This is a genomic window from Streptomyces sp. NPDC004788 (assembly GCF_053601115.1).
In genome coordinates this window covers 12,614-31,260 of record NZ_JBSGBF010000095.1, presented here as the reverse complement: position 1 = coordinate 31,260, position 18,647 = coordinate 12,614, and the positions used below count along the sequence as shown (strand labels likewise).

The 18,647-nt window shown below is 70.9% G+C and carries 19 protein-coding genes; 9 read left to right on the top strand and 10 right to left on the bottom strand.

Annotation, left to right across the window (positions count from 1 at the left end):
- Positions 1-166: 166 nt before the first annotated feature.
- Positions 167-1,504 (bottom strand): MATE family efflux transporter, encoded by a 1,338-nt coding sequence (locus ACWEJX_RS30690; protein WP_451610680.1) that lies wholly within the window; start codon positions 1,502-1,504, stop codon positions 167-169.
- Positions 1,505-1,880: 376 nt separating this feature from the next.
- Between ACWEJX_RS30690 and dnaB the strand changes: the two genes are divergently transcribed.
- Positions 1,881-3,368, top strand: coding sequence for a replicative DNA helicase (dnaB, locus tag ACWEJX_RS30685; RefSeq protein ID WP_403794402.1), 1,488 nt, complete (start codon positions 1,881-1,883; stop codon positions 3,366-3,368).
- A 35-nt stretch (positions 3,369-3,403) separates the two neighbouring features.
- Entirely contained in the window at positions 3,404-4,786 is a 1,383-nt protein-coding gene (locus ACWEJX_RS30680; RefSeq protein WP_451610679.1) for a serine hydrolase domain-containing protein, read from the top strand.
- A 69-nt stretch (positions 4,787-4,855) separates the two neighbouring features.
- On the opposite strand, the gene ACWEJX_RS30675 is transcribed toward ACWEJX_RS30680, so the two are convergent.
- The 3 genes from ACWEJX_RS30675 to ACWEJX_RS30665 all read right to left on the bottom strand — a co-directional run bounded on the left by ACWEJX_RS30675 (position 4,856) and on the right by ACWEJX_RS30665 (position 6,760).
- The gene (locus ACWEJX_RS30675) at positions 4,856-5,308 is read right to left on the bottom strand and encodes an N-acetyltransferase family protein (protein ID WP_451610678.1); all 453 of its coding nucleotides are present in this window, start codon (positions 5,306-5,308) and stop codon (positions 4,856-4,858) included.
- On the bottom strand, positions 5,305-5,763 hold the full coding sequence (locus ACWEJX_RS30670) for a MarR family winged helix-turn-helix transcriptional regulator (RefSeq protein WP_451610677.1): 459 nt from the start codon (positions 5,761-5,763) through the stop codon (positions 5,305-5,307). The genes ACWEJX_RS30675 and ACWEJX_RS30670 overlap by 4 nt, the downstream gene beginning before the upstream one ends.
- A gap of 121 nt (positions 5,764-5,884) precedes the next feature.
- A complete protein-coding gene (locus ACWEJX_RS30665; protein ID WP_451610676.1) occupies positions 5,885-6,760 on the bottom strand; it encodes a GNAT family N-acetyltransferase in 876 nt (291 codons plus the stop codon).
- A 163-nt stretch (positions 6,761-6,923) separates the two neighbouring features.
- Here ACWEJX_RS30665 and ACWEJX_RS30660 point away from each other — a divergent pair, with 163 nt between their 5' ends.
- Together ACWEJX_RS30660 and ACWEJX_RS30655 are read left to right on the top strand one after the other, a co-directional pair.
- Entirely contained in the window at positions 6,924-7,586 is a 663-nt protein-coding gene (locus ACWEJX_RS30660; RefSeq protein ID WP_451610675.1) for an HAD family hydrolase, read from the top strand.
- Positions 7,587-7,688: 102 nt separating this feature from the next.
- The gene (locus tag ACWEJX_RS30655) at positions 7,689-9,008 is read left to right on the top strand and encodes a globin domain-containing protein (protein WP_451610674.1); all 1,320 of its coding nucleotides are present in this window, start codon (positions 7,689-7,691) and stop codon (positions 9,006-9,008) included.
- Between the two features lie 40 nt (positions 9,009-9,048).
- Here the strand turns inward: ACWEJX_RS30655 and ACWEJX_RS30650 are convergent, their stop codons facing one another.
- The 5 genes from ACWEJX_RS30650 to ACWEJX_RS30630 form a co-directional block, all read right to left on the bottom strand.
- On the bottom strand, positions 9,049-9,528 hold the full coding sequence (locus ACWEJX_RS30650) for an NUDIX domain-containing protein (protein WP_403794420.1): 480 nt from the start codon (positions 9,526-9,528) through the stop codon (positions 9,049-9,051).
- Positions 9,529-9,667: 139 nt separating this feature from the next.
- Entirely contained in the window at positions 9,668-10,564 is an 897-nt protein-coding gene (locus ACWEJX_RS30645) for a LysR family transcriptional regulator (protein ID WP_451610673.1), read from the bottom strand.
- A gap of 240 nt (positions 10,565-10,804) precedes the next feature.
- Positions 10,805-11,965 carry a cystathionine gamma-lyase gene (locus ACWEJX_RS30640; protein ID WP_451610672.1) on the bottom strand — a complete coding sequence of 387 codons (1,161 nt, stop codon included), beginning with the start codon at positions 11,963-11,965 and terminating at the stop codon, positions 10,805-10,807.
- Positions 11,962-12,477, bottom strand: coding sequence for a low molecular weight protein-tyrosine-phosphatase (locus ACWEJX_RS30635; protein WP_451610671.1), 516 nt, complete (start codon positions 12,475-12,477; stop codon positions 11,962-11,964). Before ACWEJX_RS30635 ends, ACWEJX_RS30640 begins: the two co-directional genes overlap by 4 nt.
- Positions 12,478-12,484: 7 nt before the next feature.
- Positions 12,485-12,862 (bottom strand): phage holin family protein, encoded by a 378-nt coding sequence (locus tag ACWEJX_RS30630; protein WP_403794428.1) that lies wholly within the window; start codon positions 12,860-12,862, stop codon positions 12,485-12,487.
- Positions 12,863-12,919: 57 nt separating this feature from the next.
- Between ACWEJX_RS30630 and ACWEJX_RS30625 the strand changes: the two genes are divergently transcribed.
- The 4 genes from ACWEJX_RS30625 (at position 12,920) to ACWEJX_RS30610 (ending at position 15,147) form a co-directional block, all read left to right on the top strand.
- Positions 12,920-13,237: a cupin domain-containing protein gene (locus ACWEJX_RS30625; RefSeq protein ID WP_451610670.1), complete on the top strand. Its 318-nt coding sequence runs from the start codon at positions 12,920-12,922 to the stop codon at positions 13,235-13,237.
- 214 nt (positions 13,238-13,451) lie between these two features.
- Complete coding sequence (locus ACWEJX_RS30620; RefSeq protein ID WP_403794936.1) at positions 13,452-13,664, top strand: DUF5326 family protein; 213 nt, start codon at positions 13,452-13,454, stop codon at positions 13,662-13,664.
- Between the two features lie 203 nt (positions 13,665-13,867).
- Positions 13,868-14,638, top strand: a complete 771-nt coding sequence (locus ACWEJX_RS30615) for an IclR family transcriptional regulator (RefSeq protein WP_451610669.1) — start codon at positions 13,868-13,870, stop codon at positions 14,636-14,638.
- A gap of 74 nt (positions 14,639-14,712) precedes the next feature.
- Positions 14,713-15,147, top strand: coding sequence for an SsgA family sporulation/cell division regulator (locus tag ACWEJX_RS30610; RefSeq protein WP_403794939.1), 435 nt, complete (start codon positions 14,713-14,715; stop codon positions 15,145-15,147).
- Between the two features lie 148 nt (positions 15,148-15,295).
- Here the strand turns inward: ACWEJX_RS30610 and ACWEJX_RS30605 are convergent, their stop codons facing one another.
- Entirely contained in the window at positions 15,296-16,618 is a 1,323-nt protein-coding gene (locus ACWEJX_RS30605) for a YibE/F family protein (protein WP_451610668.1), read from the bottom strand.
- Between the two features lie 181 nt (positions 16,619-16,799).
- Between ACWEJX_RS30605 and thiC the strand changes: the two genes are divergently transcribed.
- Positions 16,800-18,596: a phosphomethylpyrimidine synthase ThiC gene (gene thiC, locus ACWEJX_RS30600; protein ID WP_451610667.1), complete on the top strand. Its 1,797-nt coding sequence runs from the start codon at positions 16,800-16,802 to the stop codon at positions 18,594-18,596.
- Positions 18,597-18,647: the final 51 nt, after the last annotated feature.

Here is an 18,647-nt window from a genome sequence, read left to right as displayed (position 1 = left end):
GGATCCTGCTCGGCATCCTGCTCCTGCAGGCCGTGCTCTCGTTCCGCCTGGAGAACACGGCGTACCCTCGGGTGCGGCCCTTCCGCTGTTTCACGTGAAACATCTCCGTCGTTTCACGTGAAACAGCGCAGAGCAGTGTCGTTTCACGTGAAACGGTGCAGAGCGGTCAGCGGGTGGCGCCGGTGACCAGCCAGCGGCCCGAGCGGGTGCGCCACCACAGCGTCGCCATCCGGACGGTCATCATCACCGTCATCGCGCCCCACAGCGCGGTCAGCCCGCCGCCGAGGCTCGGGACGAGCAGGGCGATCGGAGCGAAGACGGCCAGGGTGAGCAGCATGGCCCAGGCGAGATAGGGGCCGTCGCCCGCGCCCATGAGGACGCCGTCGAGGACGAAGACCACTCCGGAGATCGGCTGGGAGAGCGCGACGACCAGAAGGGCCGGGAGCAGGACGTCGCGGACCGCGGAGTCGTCGGTGAAGAGCGGCACGAAGAGGGGGCGGGTGAGGATCAGCAGCACGCCGAGGGCGATACCGCAGACCACGCCCCACTGGACCATGCGGCGGCAGACCTGGCGGGCGCCGTCCGCGTCGTCGGCGCCGAGATAGCGCCCGATGATGGCCTGTCCGGCGATGGCGATCGCGTCGAGGGCGAAGGCCATCAGGCTCCAGAGGGACAGGATGATCTGGTGCGCGGCGACATCGGCGTCCCCGAGCCGGGCGGCGACGGCGGTGGCGATCATCAGGATGGCCCGCAGCGAGAGCGTACGGACCAGGAGCGGGGCTCCGGCCTGGGCGCAGGCCCGGATGCCGGCGGCGTCGGGGCGCAGGGAGGCGCCGTGCTTCCGGGCACCGCGGACGACCACGTACAGATAGGCGGCGGCCATGCCGAGCTGGGCGATGACCGTGCCCCAGGCGGATCCCGCGATGCCGAGTCCGGCGCCGTAGACGAGGCCGAGGTTGAGGGCGGCGTTGGCGGCGAAGCCGGCGATGGCGACGTAGAGCGGGGTGCGGGTGTCCTGGAGGCCGCGCAGGACACCGGTGGCGGCGAGCACGACGAGCATGGCGGGGATGCCGAGGATGGAGATCCGCAGATACGTGATGGCGTAGGGGGCGGCGGTGTCGGAGGCGCCGAAGAGGTCGACGAGCCAGGGCGCGGTGGGCAGGGTGAGGGCGACCACGGCGGCCCCGAGGATCAGGGCGAGCCAGATGCCGTCGATCCCCTGGCGGATGGCGGCCTGGAGGTCGCCCGCGCCGACGCGGCGGGCGACCGCCGCGGTCGTGGCGTAGGCGAGGAAGATGAACACGCTCACCGCGGTGGAGAGCAGAGCCGAGGCGATGGCGAGTCCGGCGAGCTGGGGGGTGCCGAGGTGGCCGACGATGGCGCTGTCGGCCATGAGGAAGAGGGGCTCGGCGACGAGTGCGCCGAAGGCCGGGACGGCGAGTGAGAGGATCTCGCGGTCGTGTTGCCGCCGGCCGGTCTTGCGGGTCGCGGGAGCCTGATGCATGCGCTCAATCCAACCATCCACAGGTAAGAGATGCAATGCCTATAGGGTCCTTACATATTCTGCGAGAGCGCCTTCGCGTGTGCGCCGTTTGTTCTGATCTTGAGCCGGGTGTGGAAGTTTTTCTCCCCCACAGCCCGTGGACGGAAAAAGACCAGGTCAGCGGTGTCGGGTGAGCTGCGTTATGAGTTTGTCCACATGGCTGTCCCCTGGTCCGTGCACAGGTTCCGCGGAGTTCTCCACAGCATCTGGGCCTTCACCCACAGGCCCTGTGGATAACCAGATTGGCTGACGGTGCCCGCGGGCCTACCGTGGTCCGGCGCCCGACGCGCGAGAGTGGCAACGGTTGTCCGCGGAGCGGACGGGAGGAGGTGGCTTGGTGAGCATGCCCGAGCCCATGGACGATCCCTGGGCCGAGAGCGGACCGAGCGACCGGCTGCCCGTGCGCACCCGCGGTGGTGGCGAGGGCCGGGGTCGTGGCCGCGGCCGAGAGGACCAGCACGAGCGCGGCAGCGAGGGCGGCTGGGACAGCGGCGTGTCCGCGTTCGAGCGTGTTCCCCCGCAGGACCTGGACGCCGAGCAGTCCGTCCTCGGCGGCATGCTGCTCTCCAAGGACGCCATCGCCGACGTCGTCGAGATCATCAAGGGTCACGACTTCTACAAGCCGGCCCACGAGACCGTCTACGCGGCGATCCTCGACCTCTACGCGAAGGGCGAGCCCGCCGACCCCATCACGGTCGGCGCCGAGCTCACCAAGCGCGGCGAGATCACCCGGGTCGGCGGCGCCTCCTATCTGCACACGCTCGTCCAGTCGGTGCCGACCGCCGCCAACGCCTCGTACTACGCGGAGATCGTCCACGAGCGGGCCGTGCTGCGCCGTCTCGTGGAGGCCGGCACGAAGATCACGCAGATGGGATACGCGGCCGACGGCGACGTCGACGACATCGTCAACCGGGCCCAGGCGGAGATCTACCAGGTCACCGAGCAGCGCACCACCGAGGACTACCTGCCGCTCGGCGACATCATGGAGGGCGCGCTCGACGAGATCGAGGCGATCGGCTCCCGCAGCGGCGAGATGACCGGTGTGCCCACCGGCTTCACCGACCTCGACGCGCTCACCAACGGCCTTCACCCCGGCCAGATGATCATCATCGCGGCCCGTCCCGCCATGGGTAAGTCCACGCTCGCGCTGGACTTCGCCCGTGCCGCCTCCATCAAGCACAACCTGCCCAGCGTCATCTTCTCCCTCGAAATGGGCCGCAACGAGATCGCGATGCGTCTGCTCTCGGCCGAGGCCCGGGTGGCGCTGCACCACATGCGCTCCGGCACCATGACCGACGAGGACTGGACCCGGCTCGCCCGCCGGATGCCGGACGTCTCGCAGGCCCCGCTCTACATCGACGACTCGCCGAACCTGTCGATGATGGAGATCCGCGCCAAGTGCCGTCGTCTCAAGCAGCGCAGCGGCATCAAGCTCGTCATCATCGACTACCTCCAGCTGATGCAGGCCGGCGGCTCCAAGCGTGCCGAGAGCCGGCAGCAGGAGGTCTCGGAGATGTCGCGAAACCTCAAGCTCCTCGCCAAGGAGCTGGAGCTCCCGGTGATCGCGCTCTCCCAGCTGAACCGAGGCCCCGAGCAGCGCACCGACAAGAAGCCGATGGTCTCCGACCTCCGTGAGTCCGGCTCGATCGAGCAGGACGCCGACATGGTCATCCTGCTGCACCGCGAGGACGCCTACGAGAAGGAGTCCCCGCGCGCGGGCGAGGCCGACATCATCGTCGGCAAGCACCGTAACGGTCCGACGGCGACGATCACCGTGGCCTTCCAGGGCCACTACTCGCGCTTCGTGGACATGGCACAAACCTGATCGGGTTCGGTGCGGTCGCGCGGCATGATCGTCGCATGACCTCATCCTTCGAAGCCCTGCTGCCCAGCACCGAACGCGCCCTGCTGCACCGCATCGCCGTCGCCCAGACCGAGGGCCGCTCGCCCTCGTTCGCCGGTGGCGTGGTGCGGGACGGGAAGACGGTCTGGTTCGGGTCGCGTACCTGTGTCGACGGGCACGCGCCCGACGACCGGACGCAGTTCCGGATCGGCTCGATCACCAAGGTGTTCACCGCGGTTCTGGTGATGCGGCTCCGGGACGAAGGGCTGATCGGCCTGGACGACCCGCTGGAGAAGCATCTGCCGGGCACCGGCGTGGGCGAGGTGACGATCGCTCAACTCCTCGGCCACAGCTCCGGGCTCGCCGCCGAGACGCCCGCGCCGTGGTGGGAGCGGACGCCCGGGACGACCAGGCCGGAGCTGGCCGACGTGCTGGGGGAGCGGCCGTCGGTGCATCCGGCCGGGCGGCTCTTCCACTACTCCAACCCCGGCTACACGCTGCTCGGTTCGCTCGTCGAGGCCGTCCGCGGGGTGCCCTGGGAGGAGGCGCTGCGCACCGGGATCCTGGAGCCGCTGGGTCTCGGCCGGACGACCGTTCAGCCGGTCGCCCCGGCGGCAGGCGGCTGGGCGGTGCACCCGTGGGCCGATGTGATGATGCCGGAGCCGGCCGAGGACCTGGGGATCATGGCGCCCGCCGGGCAGTTGTGGTCGACGGTCGGCGACTTGTGCCGGTTCGCCGCGTTCCTGGCCGAGGGCGACGACCGGGTGCTCTCCCGGGCGTCCGTCGAGGAGATGCGGGTGCCCTCGGTGCCGCCGGCCGCCGGTGACCCGGACGGGGGTTACGGTCTCGGGCTCCAGCTGCTGCGCAGGGACGGCCGCACGCTCGTCGGCCACACGGGCTCGCTGCCGGGCTTCGTCGCCACGCTGTGGGTGAGCGTCGAGGACGGTCTGGCCGCGGTGTGCCTCGCGAACGCCACCTCCGGGCCCCTGCCGTCCATCGTGGCCGCCGATCTCGTACGGATCGTGGCGGAGGCCGAGCCGCGCCTGCCGGAGCCCTGGCGGCCCCTTCCCGAGGCCGAGGTCGACACGGAGCTGCTCGCGCTCGCCGGGCCCTGGTACTGGGGGACCTACGCGTACGGGTTGCGGGTCGGCGCCGGGCGCGCGGTGAGCCTGGAGCCGCTGAAGGGGGTCGGGCGGCGGGCGAGCTTCCGGCCGCTGCCCGAGGGCGGCTGGGTCGGTCTCGACGGCTACTACCAGGGCGAGACGCTGCGTGTGGTGCGGCGCCCGGACGGCTCGGTGAGCCATCTCGACCTCGGCTCCTTCGTCTTCACCCGGGAGCCGTACGAGCAGGGGGACGCCGTGCCGGGCGGTGTGGACGAGGCCGGCTGGCGCGGCCTCTGACGGTCCCGCGGCCGGCCCGACGGCGAAGCGCGCTGTTTCACGTGAAACAGCGCGCTTGTGAAGTCCTGGTCAGAGGCTCAGCTTGAAGCCGAGGTGCGAGGGCTCGAAGCCGAGCCGCTCGTAGAAGCGGTGGGCGTCCGTGCGGGTGACGTCCGAGGTCAGCTGCACGAGGCCGCAGCCCCGCACCCGGGACTCCGCCACGGCCCACTCGATGAGCCGGGTGCCGAGGCCGCTGCCGCGCTCCTCCGCGTGGACGCGGACGCCCTCGATGATCGAACGGGTCATGCCCCGCCGGGAGAGCCCGGGGATGATCGTGAGCTGGAGCGTGCCGACGACCTTCCCCGCGCGCACGGCCACGACGACATGCTGATGGGGGTCCCCGTCGAGCCGGTCGAAGGCGGCGGCGTACGGCGTGAGGTCGTCGGGCGACTCGCGCAGGGCGCCCAGCGGGTCGTCGGCGAGCATCGCCACGACGGCGGGGAGGTCGTCGCGCTCCGCGGGCCGGATCGTCAGATCGCTCATGCCGGGACGCCCAGGTCCTCGACGACGCGGACGAACGGCGCCAGCTCGGGATTCCGGGCGGCCTCGTCCAGGGCCTCGCGCAGCGCCTTGTCGTTGGTGGGGCGGGCCTCGGCGAGCAGCTGCAGGCCGGCCTCGGTGACGTCGGTGTAGATGCCGCGCCGGTCGGTGGCGCAGAGATACCGGGTGAGCAGACCGCGGTCCTCCAGGCGGGTGACGAGCCGTGTGGTCGCGCTCTGGCTGAGCACCACGGCGTCGGCGACCTGCTTCATCTGGAGGTGGCCGCCGGGGCCGTCGTGCTGGCGGCTGAGCACGTCGAGCAGCGAGTACTCGCGGACACTCAGACCGTGCTGGGACTCCAGGGCGCGCTCGACGTGCGACTCGATCCTGCCGTGCAGCAGGGAGAGGGCGCACCAGCCCTGGGCGAGGGCCGTCAGGGCGGGGTCCGTCGCGGTCATGGTCTCTCCTCGCTTCCTCGGTCTCTCCTCGGTGCGGAGCGGTATCTGCCAGCGTAGTCGAAGAGACGCAAAATTCCGCGTGTGCAAGTAATCGTCCGGGCGGCCGGGCCCGGACGTCACGTCACCCCGCCGCGACGGTCAGCGGGGCGAAGCGGCGGCTTCCGTCGCCCGGCAGGCCGGGCACCGAGCGGACCATCAGGGCGGTGGTGAAGATCCGGCCCACGCCGTTCGCCTGGAGCCAGGTGAGCAGGGCGGTGTGTTCCGAGTCGACGTCCGTGCGCAGCGGGCGGTCGGTGGCGTCGGCCAGGGAGGTCACCAGGTGCTGGGCGGTCGCCGGGTCGCGGGCGATCAGCGGGCCGACGACATGGGTGTCCATGTTCGGCCAGATGGCGGCGAAGCCGGTGAGCTCGCCGTCCCGTTCCGCGACCCGCAGCTGGTCGGCGAAGGCCGGCAGCCGGGTGATGAGGTGGGTGCGGTCGACGCCGAAGACCTCACGGTCGAGGCGCAGGATCGCCTGGAGGTCCTCCGCGGTGGCAGGCCGGACCGAGGTGCCGGCCGGGGCCTCGGAGGCCGGTTCGGCGAAGGTGAAGCGGCCTTTGAGCAGCTCCGACGTGCCGATCGCGGCGAAGCCCAGCTGCTCGTAGAGCGGTCGTCCGTTGGGCGTGGCGTACAGCGTCAGTGGGGTGCCGTCGTACTCGGTGAGTACGTGCTGCATCAGCCGGCGCCCCACGCCTCGGCGGGCGTAGCGCTCGGCGACCAGGACCATGCCGATCGCGGCCAGCCCCGGTCCGTACGAGGTGACGACGCAGGCCGTCACCAGTCCCTTGCCGTCGGGGTCGTCGATGCCGTAGCCCGTGCCCGCGGCGAGCAGCAGGCCCCACTTGTACTCCTCCCGGTCCCATCCCCGGTCCTCGGAGAGATCGGCACAGGCACGGAGGTCGTCCGAGGTGAGGCGCCGGATGGGGAGCTGGTCGAGCGAGGTCTGCGAGATCGGCATGACGGCCAGGCTGTCCGACGTGCCGAGGAGACGTCCACCGGTTTTACGGAAGGGACCGGCACGCGGCGGAGCGGGGTTGACCTGGCGTTGTTTCACGTGAAACACCGCCCGCGCGTGGCCGCGCCACCCCGCCGTCGCCTCGCTCGTACTAGCCTCGGCACATGTGGCTGACCTGACGCGCGCCCGTGACGGGCACAGACTGCATCTCTTCGATCTCGACGGCACGCTGATCCGTGACTCGGCGGCCGCGGTGGAGATCTCCCGGCAGCTCGGGTTGAGCGAGGAGATCGAGCAGCTGGAGCAGGACTTCCTGGTGCGCGGGATGACCCCCGACGAATTCGCCGTGCAAGCCCATGCCCTGTGGGCCGAACTCACCCCGGAGCAGGTGACCTCGGCCTTCGAGGGAGCACCCTGGCTGGCCGGCATCCGCGAGGTGTGGGCGGAGATCCGGGCCGGCGGCGGCCGCTGCGCGGTCATCTCCCTCTCGCCCGACTTCTTCGTCGAACGGCTCCTGGACTGGGGACTCGACGCGGCCCACGGCTCCCGCTGGCCCGCCGTCCCCTTCACCGAGCCGATCCACCGGCCCGGCATCCTCAACGCCTCGGCGAAGGTGCGGATCGCCCGGGAGCTCTGTGAGCGCTTCGGGCTCGATCTGGCCGACTGCGTGGCGTACGGCGACTCGATGTCGGACGCCGAGCTCTTCGCGATCGTCCCGGAGAGCGTGGCCGTGAACGCGGACCACCATCTGGCCGGCCTGGCGACGCACCGCTACGGCGGAGCCGATCTGCGCGAGGCCTACGCACTGGTCCGAAACAGCGCAGCCTAGCCCTCCGCGGGCGCCGATTGACCGGAATTCCCACTTTCTGTCCGGCGTGACCTCAGGACTGCCATCCTGCGAGCACGGAGGCCGACTGCGGGGAGGCAAGGCATGAAGGAAGCTCCGGCCGCGGCCACGGACGCGCCGCTGCCTCGAATACCGGCACCACCGGCCGGGGCGGAAGCGGCACCGGAAGGGCCATCGGCACTGGACGGGCCATCGGCACCGGCTGGATCACCGGCACTGGACGGATCATCGGCACTGGACGGATCACCGGCACCGGCTGGGTCGCCGGCACCACCGGCCACGGCCCCGTCGGGCGGTCCCTCGCCCGACGCCGTCCTGGTCCGGCGCACCCTGAGCGAGATCGCCCCCGTCGCCGACCGGGTGACCTCGTACTTCTACGCCCTGCTGTTCATCGGCAGCCCAGGGCTGCGCGAGATGTTCCCGCCGGCCATGGACACCCAGCGCGACCGGCTGCTCAAGGCGCTGCTGACGGCGGCCGAGCACCTCGACAACACCCGGGTCCTGACCGAGTACCTGCAGAACCTGGGTCGCGGGCACCGCAAGTACGGCACCCGGCCGGAGCACTACCCGGCCGTCGGCGAGGCGCTGATCGGGGCCCTCGCCCGGTACGCCGAGGGCGTCTGGAACGCCGAGACCGAGGCGGCCTGGGTCCGTACGTACACGACGATCTCGCAGATCATGATCGACGCGGCCGCCGAGAACGAGGCAGAGGCACCGGCCTGGTGGCAGGCCGAGGTGGTCAGCCACGATCTGCGCACCCCGGACGTCGCCGTGGTCACCCTCCGGCCCGACCAGCCGTACCCGTTCCTCGCCGGGCAGTACACGACCCTGGAGACCCCGTGGTGGCCGCGGATATGGCGGCACTACTCCTTCGCCTCGGCGCCCCGGCCGGACGGGCTGCTCTCGCTCCATGTGAAGGCCGTGCCGGCGGGGTGGGTGTCGAACGCCCTCGTCCACCGCGCCCGGCCCGGGGACGTGCTGCGGCTCGGTCCGCCCGCAGGTTCGATGACGGTCGACCACTCGACCGACAACGGGCTGCTCTGTCTGGGCGGGGGGACCGGTATCGCGCCGATCAAGGCGTTGGTCGAGGACGTCGCCGAGCACGGCGACCGGCGGCACGTCGAGGTGTTCTACGGCGCCCGCAACGGCCACGACCTCTACGACATCGACACGATGCTGCGGCTCCAGCAGACCTTCCCGTGGCTCTCCGTCCGTCCGGTCACCGAGGACCAGGGGCGCCTGCCGGACGCCGTGTGCCGCTATGGGCCCTGGGCCGAGTACGACGCCTATCTGTCGGGGCCGCTCGGCATGATCCGCAGCGGGGTCGACGCCCTGAAGGGCGCCGGCATCCCCACCGACCGGATCCGTCACGACTACCTGGGGGAGCTGGTCACCTCGGCTTGAACCGGAGCCTGAGCCGAGGACAGTCCGAAGAAACGTGCCGTCAGCCCAGGTCGGGCGCGTGCATCGCGCGGACGCCCTCGATGTTGCCGTCCAGGTAGTGGCGCAGCGAGAGCGGGACGAGGTGGACGGCGGCGATCCCGACCCGGGTGAACGGCACCCGGACGATCTCGTACTCGCCCGTCGGCTCGTCGACCTCGGGGCCGTGCCGCTGCGCGGGGTCCATGGACTCCAGGCGGCAGACGAAGAAATGCTGCACCTTCACCCCGGAGACGCCGCCGTCGACGATGTGCTCGACGGTGTCGACGAAGCAGGGGACCACATCGGTGATCTTTGCGCCGAGTTCCTCGTGGACCTCGCGGTGCAGGGCCTCGACGACCGTCGAGTCGGAGGGCTCGACCCCGCCGCCGGGCGTCACCCAGTAGGGATCGACTCCCGGCTTGGTGCGCTTGATCAGGATCAGGTCGTTCCCGTCGAGCAGGATGGCGCGTGCGGTGCGCTTGACCACTGGTCGTTCGGTCATGGAAGGAAAATGGCCCGTCCTCGCTGTCCTGAAACACGCGCTGTCCTGAAACACATCCTGTCCCGACACACGTCCTGTCCTGACACGCATGCTGTCCTGACACTCAGGCTTCCCTCGGAACACGCGGCGGTCCCGCCGCTCACCACTCCCCCGCGGCCGCGAGCAGCCGCTCATGGGCCCGCGCGAGGTGCGGCAGGGCGAGGGTGCCGGTGCGGACGACGAGGAAGTAGGTGCGCAGCGGCGGCACGGGCGGGTCGAGCAGCGCCACCAGACGGCCCCGGGCCAGCTCCGGCTCGCACAGATAGCGCGGCAGCACGGCGAGACCGGCGCCGGAGGCGGCGGATTCCAGGACGGCCCGCAGATCCGGGACGATCACGGTCGCGGCGGCCGCCGGCTTGGTCTCGAAGACGGCCGTCCAGTAGCGGGAGACGAAGGGCAGCGACTCGTGCACCTCGACCACCGGCAGCTGCTCCAGGACGAGCGCACCCTCGCCGAGCAGCACGTCGGGGGAGAGCCGGGCGGCCCAGCGCGGGGCGGCGACCAGGACATGCTCCTCGTCGCAGAGCGGGGTGGCCGACAGGAGCCCGCCGCGGGGGCGGGCGGTGGCGACGGCCAGGTCGTGGTGGCCGGCGGCGAGCCCGTCCAGGGTCTCCTGCGCGTTGCCGATCAGTGAGACCCGGACGGCGAGGCCCTGGGTGACCAGCGGGGTGAGCGCGGGCAGCACCCGCGCCGAGGTGAACTCGGGCGGCCCGGCGACATGCAGGGTGCGCACGCCGTTCTGCTCGTCCAGGCCGGTCTCGGTGATCTCGACCAGCGCGTCCAGGTGCGGGGCGGCGCGGTGGGCGAGCTCGTCGCCGATGGTGGTGGGGGTGACCCCGCGGGCCCGGCGGAGGAAGAGCGGGCGGCCGAGCTGCCGTTCCAGGGTGCGGATCTGGCTGGTGACGGCCGGCTGGGAGAGGCCGAGGAGCGCTGCGGCGCGGGTGAAGGAGCCGGCCCGGTGCACGGTGACGAAGGTGCGCAGCAGGGTCAGATCCATGTCCGCACCCTCCCGGCCCTGTGTCCGTTCGACTGAACCGTCCAACTATAAATAAGTCGATAGGTCGCTGTCGCTACCGTGATTGGACACTGACGCAGAGTCAACTAGCCTTGTTCGGGCGGTTGTCCGCACAGGAACCCGCAAGGGGAACAGGGGCGCTCCGAGCCACGAGGGGGGAGGTTCGGAGCGCCCCTGTCACGCTGTCCGGCGGCCGCTGTCCGGCGCCGCTGTCCGGCCCCGCTATCCGGCGTCCTTGGCGGTCTCGTCGAGGGCTCGCAGGACGTCCTCGATGAGGTCCTCGGGGTCCTCCGCGCCCACCGAGAAGCGGACGAAGCCCTCCGGCACCGCGTCCCCGCCCCAGCGGCCGCGCCGCTCGGCCGTGGACCGCACCCCGCCGAAGCTGGTCGCCTCCTCGACCAGGCGCAGCGCGCCCAGGAAGCGTTCGGCCCGCTCCCGGTCGCGCAGCTCGAAGGAGACGACGGAGCCGAAGCGCCGCATCTGACGGGCGGCCACCTCGTGCGAGGGGTCCCCGGGCAGACCGGGGTAGCGCAGCCCGGTGACGTCCGGATGCGCGGCGAGCGCCTCGGCGAGGGCGAGCGCGGTGGCGCACTGCCGGTCGAGGCGCAGCTGGAGCGTGGCCAGCGAGCGGTGCGCGAGCCAGGCCTCCATCGGGCCCGGGATGGCGCCGACGATCTTGCGCCAGCGCCGGACCTCGGCGGCCCGCCGCGGATCGCGGCAGCTGACGTGGCCGAGCAGCACGTCGCCGTGCCCGGTCATGCCCTTGGTGTCGCTGGCCACCGAGAAGTCGGCGCCCAGCTGGAGGGGCCGCTGGCCGAGCGGGGTGGCCAGGGTGTTGTCGACGGCGACGAGCGCGCCGGCCTCGTGGGCGGCGGCCGCCATCCGGCGCAGGTCGCACACGTCGAGCCCCGGGTTGGACGGGGTCTCGATCCACAGCAGCCTCGCCCCGGCCAGGACGGACAGCTGGGCGTCGCCGCCGGTGGGCGCGGAGCGCACCTCGACGCCGTACGCGCGCAGTTGCTCGTGCACCAGCGGCAGGGCCTGGTAGCCGTCGGACGGGACGACGACGGCGTCGCCGGCCTTGAGCTGCGAGAACAGCACGGCGGAGACGGCGGCCATGCCGGACGCGAAGACCAGCGTCTCGACGCCGCTCTCGCCCGGCGCCTCCAGCTCGCCGATGGCGCGCTCCAGATGGGTCCAGGTGGGGTTCTCGTCGCGGCCGTAGGTGTACGGGCCGGTGGGCTCGCCGGGCAGGTGGAAGTGGGCCGCGAAGACCGGGCCCGGCAGGGTGGGCTCGTACTTCACCGGCTCGGGCAGGCCGGCCCGTACCGCCCGGGTGCCGTCGCCGATGCCGCCGTCGGTCGTGCCGTCCGCGCTGCTCATGCCGTGCGCTCCTTCACTTGCTCGCACACGGCGGCGAGCAGTCCCTCGCTCGCCGCCTCCACCATCTCCAGGCACTGCTCGAAGCCGTCCCGGCCCCCGTAGTACGGATCGGGCACGTCGAGACCGGCCCCTGCACCGGCTCCCGCACCGGCTCCCGCTTCGGGGTCGTAGGAGCGCAGCAGCCGTATCTTCGCGGCGTCCTCGGGGGTCGGGGCGAGCCGCCGCAGCTCGCGCGCGTGGCCCTCGTCGAGGGCGATCACCAGGTCGAGCGCGGGGAACCAGGAGGCCCGGAACTGCCGGGCGGTGTGCGCGGAGCCGTAGCCGTTCTCGTCCAGGACGGCGACCGTGCGCGGGTCGGCGCCGTCGCCCTCGTGCCAGCCTCCGGTGCCCGCGCTGTCCACCTCCACCAGGCCGGCCAGACCGGCCTCGGCCACGCGGGCCCGGAAGACGTGCTCGGCCATCGGCGAGCGGCAGATGTTGCCCGTGCAGACGAAACAGACGCGGTAGGTCACGGCGGCCTCAGTCGGATTCGGGGAGGACGACGTTCAGCGCCCAGGAGACGACCGAGATGATCAGACCGCCGAGCACGGCGGTCCAGAAGCCCTCGACGTGGAAGCTGAGGTCGAGCTGGTCGGCCAGCCAGGACGTCAGGAGCAGCATGAGGGCGTTGACGACCAGGGTGATCAGACCGAGCGTCAGGACGAAGAGCGGAAACGTCAGTAGCTTTACGACCGGCTTCACCAGGAAGTTCACCAGGCCGAAGACCAGGGCGACCAGGATCAGCGTCCATGCCTTCTTCGCGGTGCTGTCACCGGTCAGTGTGATGTCCTGGAGCAGCCATACGGCAACCCCGAGGGCACCCGCGTTCGCGAGGGTCTTGAGGACGAAATTCTTCATGTGTCAGATCGTGGCAGCACAATCCGGCCACAGCCAAGGACTAAGGACGGGCGAAGGATGAAGGCATTCCGGCTGGACGAGCTGGACGTGGAGCGGGCGGCCAACGAAGGCGCCTATCTGCAGTTCCTGCGTGAGCGGAACATGTCGGTCGGGCTGTACGCGCTCGACGCGGGCCAGACCGATCCGCAGGGGCCGCACGGGCAGGACGAGGTGTACTTCGTGGTGAGCGGCCGGGCCTCGATCACGGTCGGGGACGAGACGACCTCGGTGGCGCGGGGCAGCGTCGTGTACGTGCCGGCGGGGGTGACGCACAGGTTCCACCACATCAGCGAGGACCTGCGGGTCCTGGTGGTGTTCTCGCCGCCGGAGGCATGACCCGGCCGCCCACCCCGATCGGCTGCCCGATCCGCTGCCCCATCGGCTGCCCCGGACGCCCGGACCCCTAGGGGTCGGATCAGGGAAGAGCGGGGGCCGTGAGGCCCCCGCTCGCACGGGGTGCGCCCCTAGCATCGAAGTGTGTCCGGCGCAGAGCGCGCCGGTCGGGGTCAACGGGCCCGGACTCTTCGGAGATGAGGTAAGCGCAATGGCGGTGAAGGAGATTCTCGCGGGGATGCCGTGGTGGGTGAAGTGGATCGCCATACCCGTCATCGCTCTGGCGGTCTTCGGCGGTCTGATCACCACGGTGCTGAGCATCGTGTTCGGGCTGCTCTTCAAGGTGCTGGTCTTCGTGGCGCTGGTCGGCGGTCTGATCTACGTCGTCAAGAAGTTCACGGCGTCGAACACCTCGCGGGGGGACTGGTAGCACGCCTCGCCGGGCGTTAGCCCGGCCGGGGGAACGCGCAGGTCGAAACCCATGTGGCCCTGGGGCCTGCCATTAGAGTGGCAAACCTCTGCCGCCCCGGGAACCACAGGCGAAACCTCCGCGGTCCCAGGCCGCGGCGGGCGCGCGGGGGCGGCCCCCGCGGGCGGGTGCGACGCACTCGTCGACACGCCTGGGGGTGACCTTTGGCCACTGCTTCGCAGCCCGCTGCTCCTACTCTGATCGGCTCGGTGCAGCGGGCGCTGAGACTCCTCGAGGCCGTGGGCTCCCACGAGGACGGGGCCCCCGCCAAACAGCTCGCGCGCGAGGCGGGACTCCCGCTTCCCACCGCGTACCACCTGCTCCGCACCCTGACGCACGAGGGCTATCTGCGCCGCGAGAAGGGCGTGTTCGTCCTCGGCGACGCCGTCGCCCGGCTGGTCGGTGGCAAAGCTGTGCAGAATCGTCGCACCAAGGTGGAAGACTCTCTCGCCCGCTGGCGGGACGTCATCGGCGTCCCCGTCTACTTCGCGATCTACCGCGACGGCGAGATCGAGCTCGTCTCCGTCGCCGACACTCCCGCGAACCCCGCGGTCGAGGAGTGGGCGAACTTCAAGGAGACCGGCCACGCGCACGCCATCGGGCAGTGCCTGCTCTCCCAGCTCGATCCGAAGAGCCGTCAAGACCACCTCGATCGCCACCCGGTGGAATCCATCACCCCGTATACGGTGCGTAATCGGCGTGCCTTTTTGGACCGTTTGGAAGGTTTGGGGCGAATGGAGCCCCTGGTGGAGCGTCAGGAATATGCGCTCGGCACGGTCTGCGCCGCCATTCCCGTCACCGCGGGCTCCACGGCGGCCACGATGGCGATTTCCCTGCCGCTTCACCAGGAAGAACGGTTGCTGCCCGCAGTCGAATGGCTACGGTGCGAGATCGGAGGGCTCTTCAGTTCGCTCGCCTTCTCTATCAGTATCTGAAAAATCACTCCTTGTGATCTGCTAGGGCTTACAGCACGATTGCGTCAAAACTTCCACTTACTGCGGGGTACATGATGCGAGAGACGGTTCAGGCCGAGGTCCTGATGAGCTTCCTCGTCTCCGAGGAGCTCTCCTTCAGGATCCCGGTGGAACTGCGGTACGAGACCCGCGACCCGTACGCGGTGCGGATGACCTTCCACCTGCCCGGAGACGCGCCGGTGACCTGGGCGTTCGGCCGCGAGCTGCTGCTCGACGGGATCAACAGGCCGAGCGGGGACGGCGATGTGCACATCGCGCCGACCGAACCCGAGGGCCTGTCGGACGTGATGATCCGGCTTCAGGTCGGCGGTGACCGCGCCCTGTTCCGGGCCAGCGCCCCGCCGCTCGTCGCCTTCCTCGACCGTACGGACAAGCTCGTACCGCTCGGTCAGGAACGCACGCTCGGTGACTTCGAGGACCACCTGGAGGCGGCACTGGGCCGGATCCTCGCGGAGGAGAACGCGGGCTGAGCCCCGGCCGGGTCCCCGAGCCCCGACCGAGTGCCTCACCCCCCCGCCCGCCCCGCACCCGGCCCGGCGCCGTACCGTCACGTCGCCCGGCACCCGGCCCGGCGCCCCACCCGGCCTCCGGCCGCGCGCCAGGCCTCGTCCCGTGCCGTCACTTCGCCCGGCGCCGCCGGCCGCCCCGTACCCCTCGTGACGTTCCCCCGCGCGCCACCCGCCCCGCCGGACCCGGGCGGTCGGCCGCGACCACGAGGGCCGCGAGGCCGGTGGTGACCGGCACCGACGCGACCAGACCGATCGAGCCGACCAGCGTGCGGACGATCTCCTCGGCGACCAGCTCGCTGTTGGCCACCGTCCCCACGCTGCTCTGCGCGATGGAGAAGAGCAGCAGCAGCGGCAGCGCAGCGCCGGCGTAGGCGAGTACCAGGGTGTTCACCACCGAGGCGATGTGGTCCCGGCCGATCCGGATGCCGGCCCGGTAGAGCCCCCGCGGCCCCATGCCCGGGTCGGCCTGATGGAGTTCCCAGACGGCCGAGGTCTGGGTGACCGTCACGTCGTCGAGCACGCCGAGCGAGCCGATGATGACGCCGGCGAGCAGCAGACCCGACATGTCGATCTGCGGGTAGAGGCCGTGGATGAGACCGGTGTTGTCGTCCGTGTTCCCGGTGAGCGAGGCCCAGCCGACGAAGAGCGAGCCGAGCAGCCCGGTCAGCAGCAGCGAGACCAGAGTGCCGAGCACCGCGACCGAGGTGCGCGCGGAGAGTCCGTGACACATGTAGAGCGCGATCAGCATGATCGCGCTCGCCCCGACGACGGCGACCACCAGGGGATTCGAGCCCTGGAGTATCGCCGGCAGGATGAAGAGGGTCAGCACCAGGAAGCTCGCGGCGAGCGCGACCAGCGCCATCACCCCGCGCATCCGGCCGACGACCACGACGGCCAGCGCGAAGATTCCGGCGAGCAGCGCGACGGGCAGCTTCCGGTTCACGTCGGTGACCGAGTACTGCAGCTCGGGCGGCGCGTCCGGCGCGTACGCGACCACCACGCCCTGTCCCTTGTGGAGTTGGCGCGGCGCGTCGGGCTGGACGACCTCGGTGAAGGTACGGCCCTTGTTCGGGCCCGTGGTGACCTCGACCGTGGCCTTCTCGCACTGACCCGGGGAGCTGACGTGCACCTCCTTGCAGTCGACGTGCGCGACGGAGACCACCCGGCCCTGCTCGGTCTGCCGGTCGAAGCCGACGCCCGTGCGCTGGTGCGCCGGCGTGCCGCCCGGCCACAGCATCACGAGCCCGACGAGCACGGCGGCGCCGAAGGGGATGAGGACCGCGGCGATGACCTTCCGCAGATGCCGGGAGACGGGCGCGGCCGGACCATGGCCGTGGCCGTGGCCGTGGGAATGCCCGGGGGAGTGGGGGTGGTCGTGGCCGCCATGGCCCTCGTGACCATGCGGTTCGGGGGTCTGGTGCGTCGAAGTCACCGCCCGATCATCGCAAGAGCGTCAAGGGCCCACTGTTCAGCACGCCAGGATTGACGCTAGCGTGGTGGCACCTTTGCACACGCGGGAGCTCGGAGCACCGGGCTGAGAGGGCGCTGAAGTTTCGCTGCGCCGACCGCCGAACCTGTTACCGGGTAATGCCGGCGTAGGGAGATTCGGTCTCATGACCATTCAGGATGCACGCACGTCTGCCTCCGACCAGAACGACCCGCAGAGCGGTCAGGGGGAGCGCACGCCGGGCTGGCACAAGGGATACGTCGAGGGCTCCCGCCCCGACATCCGGGTGCCGGTTCGCCAGGTGCACCTCACCAACGGCAAGGACGTGACGCTGTACGACACGTCCGGCCCGTACACCGACCCCGCCGTCGACACCGACGTGCGGCGCGGTCTCGCGCCGCTGCGCGAGAACTGGATCATCGCGCGCGGCGACACCGAGGAGTACGCGGGTCGCCCCGTCCGCCCCGAGGACGACGGCATCAAGCACACCTCGCCGCGCGGCGGTGGGCTGAAGAACCTCGACGCGGTCTTCCCGGGCCGGCCGCGGCTGCCCCGCCGGGGCCGCGACGGACAGGCGGTCACCCAGCTCGCGTACGCCCGCCGTGGCGAGATCACGCCGGAGATGGAGTACGTCGCGATCCGCGAGAACGTCTCCCCCGAGGTCGTACGCGAGGAGATCGCGGCCGGGCGCGCGGTGCTGCCGGCCAACGTCAACCACCCGGAGATCGAGCCGATGATCATCGGCAAGCGGTTCCTGGTGAAGGTCAACGCCAACATCGGCAACTCCGCCGTGACCTCCTCCATCGAGGAGGAGGTGGAGAAGATGACCTGGGCGACCCGCTGGGGCGCCGACACGGTCATGGACCTGTCCACCGGCCGCAACATCCACACCACCCGCGAGTGGGTGCTGCGCAACTCCCCCGTGCCGATCGGCACCGTGCCGCTCTACCAGGCCCTGGAGAAGGTCGACGGCAAGGCCGAGGAGCTGACCTGGGAGATCTACAAGGACACGGTCATCGAGCAGGCCGAGCAGGGCGTCGACTACATGACGGTGCACGCCGGCGTGCTGCTGCCGTACGTGCCGCTCACCGCGCGCCGCAAGACCGGCATCGTCTCGCGCGGCGGCTCGATCATGGCCGCCTGGTGCCTCGCGCACCACAAGGAGAACTTCCTCTACACCCACTTCGAGGAGCTCTGCGAGATCCTCGCGGCGTACGACGTCACGTACTCGCTCGGCGACGGCCTGCGGCCCGGCTCGATCGCGGACGCCAACGACGACGCGCAGTTCGCCGAGCTGCGCACGCTGGGTGAGCTGAACACGATCGCCAAGCGCCACAACGTGCAGACCATGATCGAGGGCCCGGGCCACGTTCCGATGCACAAGATCAAGGAGAACATCGACCTCCAGCAGGAGATCTGCGAGGAGGCGCCGTTCTATACGCTCGGCCCGCTGACCACGGACGTCGCCCCGGCGTACGACCACATCACCTCGGGCATCGGCGCGGCGATGATCGCCTGGTGGGGCACCGCGATGCTCTGCTACGTCACGCCCAAGGAGCACCTGGGCCTGCCCAACCGCGACGACGTGAAGACCGGTGTCATCACGTACAAGATCGCGGCGCACGCGGCGGACCTCGCCAAGGGGCACCCGGGCGCGCAGGAATGGGACGACGCCCTCTCGGACGCGCGGTTCGAGTTCCGCTGGGAGGACCAGTTCAACCTGGCCCTCGACCCGGACACGGCCCGCGAGTTCCACGACGAGACGCTGCCGGCGGAGCCCGCGAAGACGGCGCACTTCTGCTCGATGTGCGGGCCGAAGTTCTGCTCGATGAAGATCTCGCAGGACATCCGGCGGGAGCACGGCGGTGACCTGAAGGCGGACGAGATCGAGGCGGGCATGGCCGAGAAGTCGGCGGAGTTCGCGGCGTCCGGGAACCGGGTCTACCTGCCGCTGGCGGACTGACGTGGCCGATGGCTGGCTGACGCCCCGTGGTCGTCAGCCAGCCATGGAGCT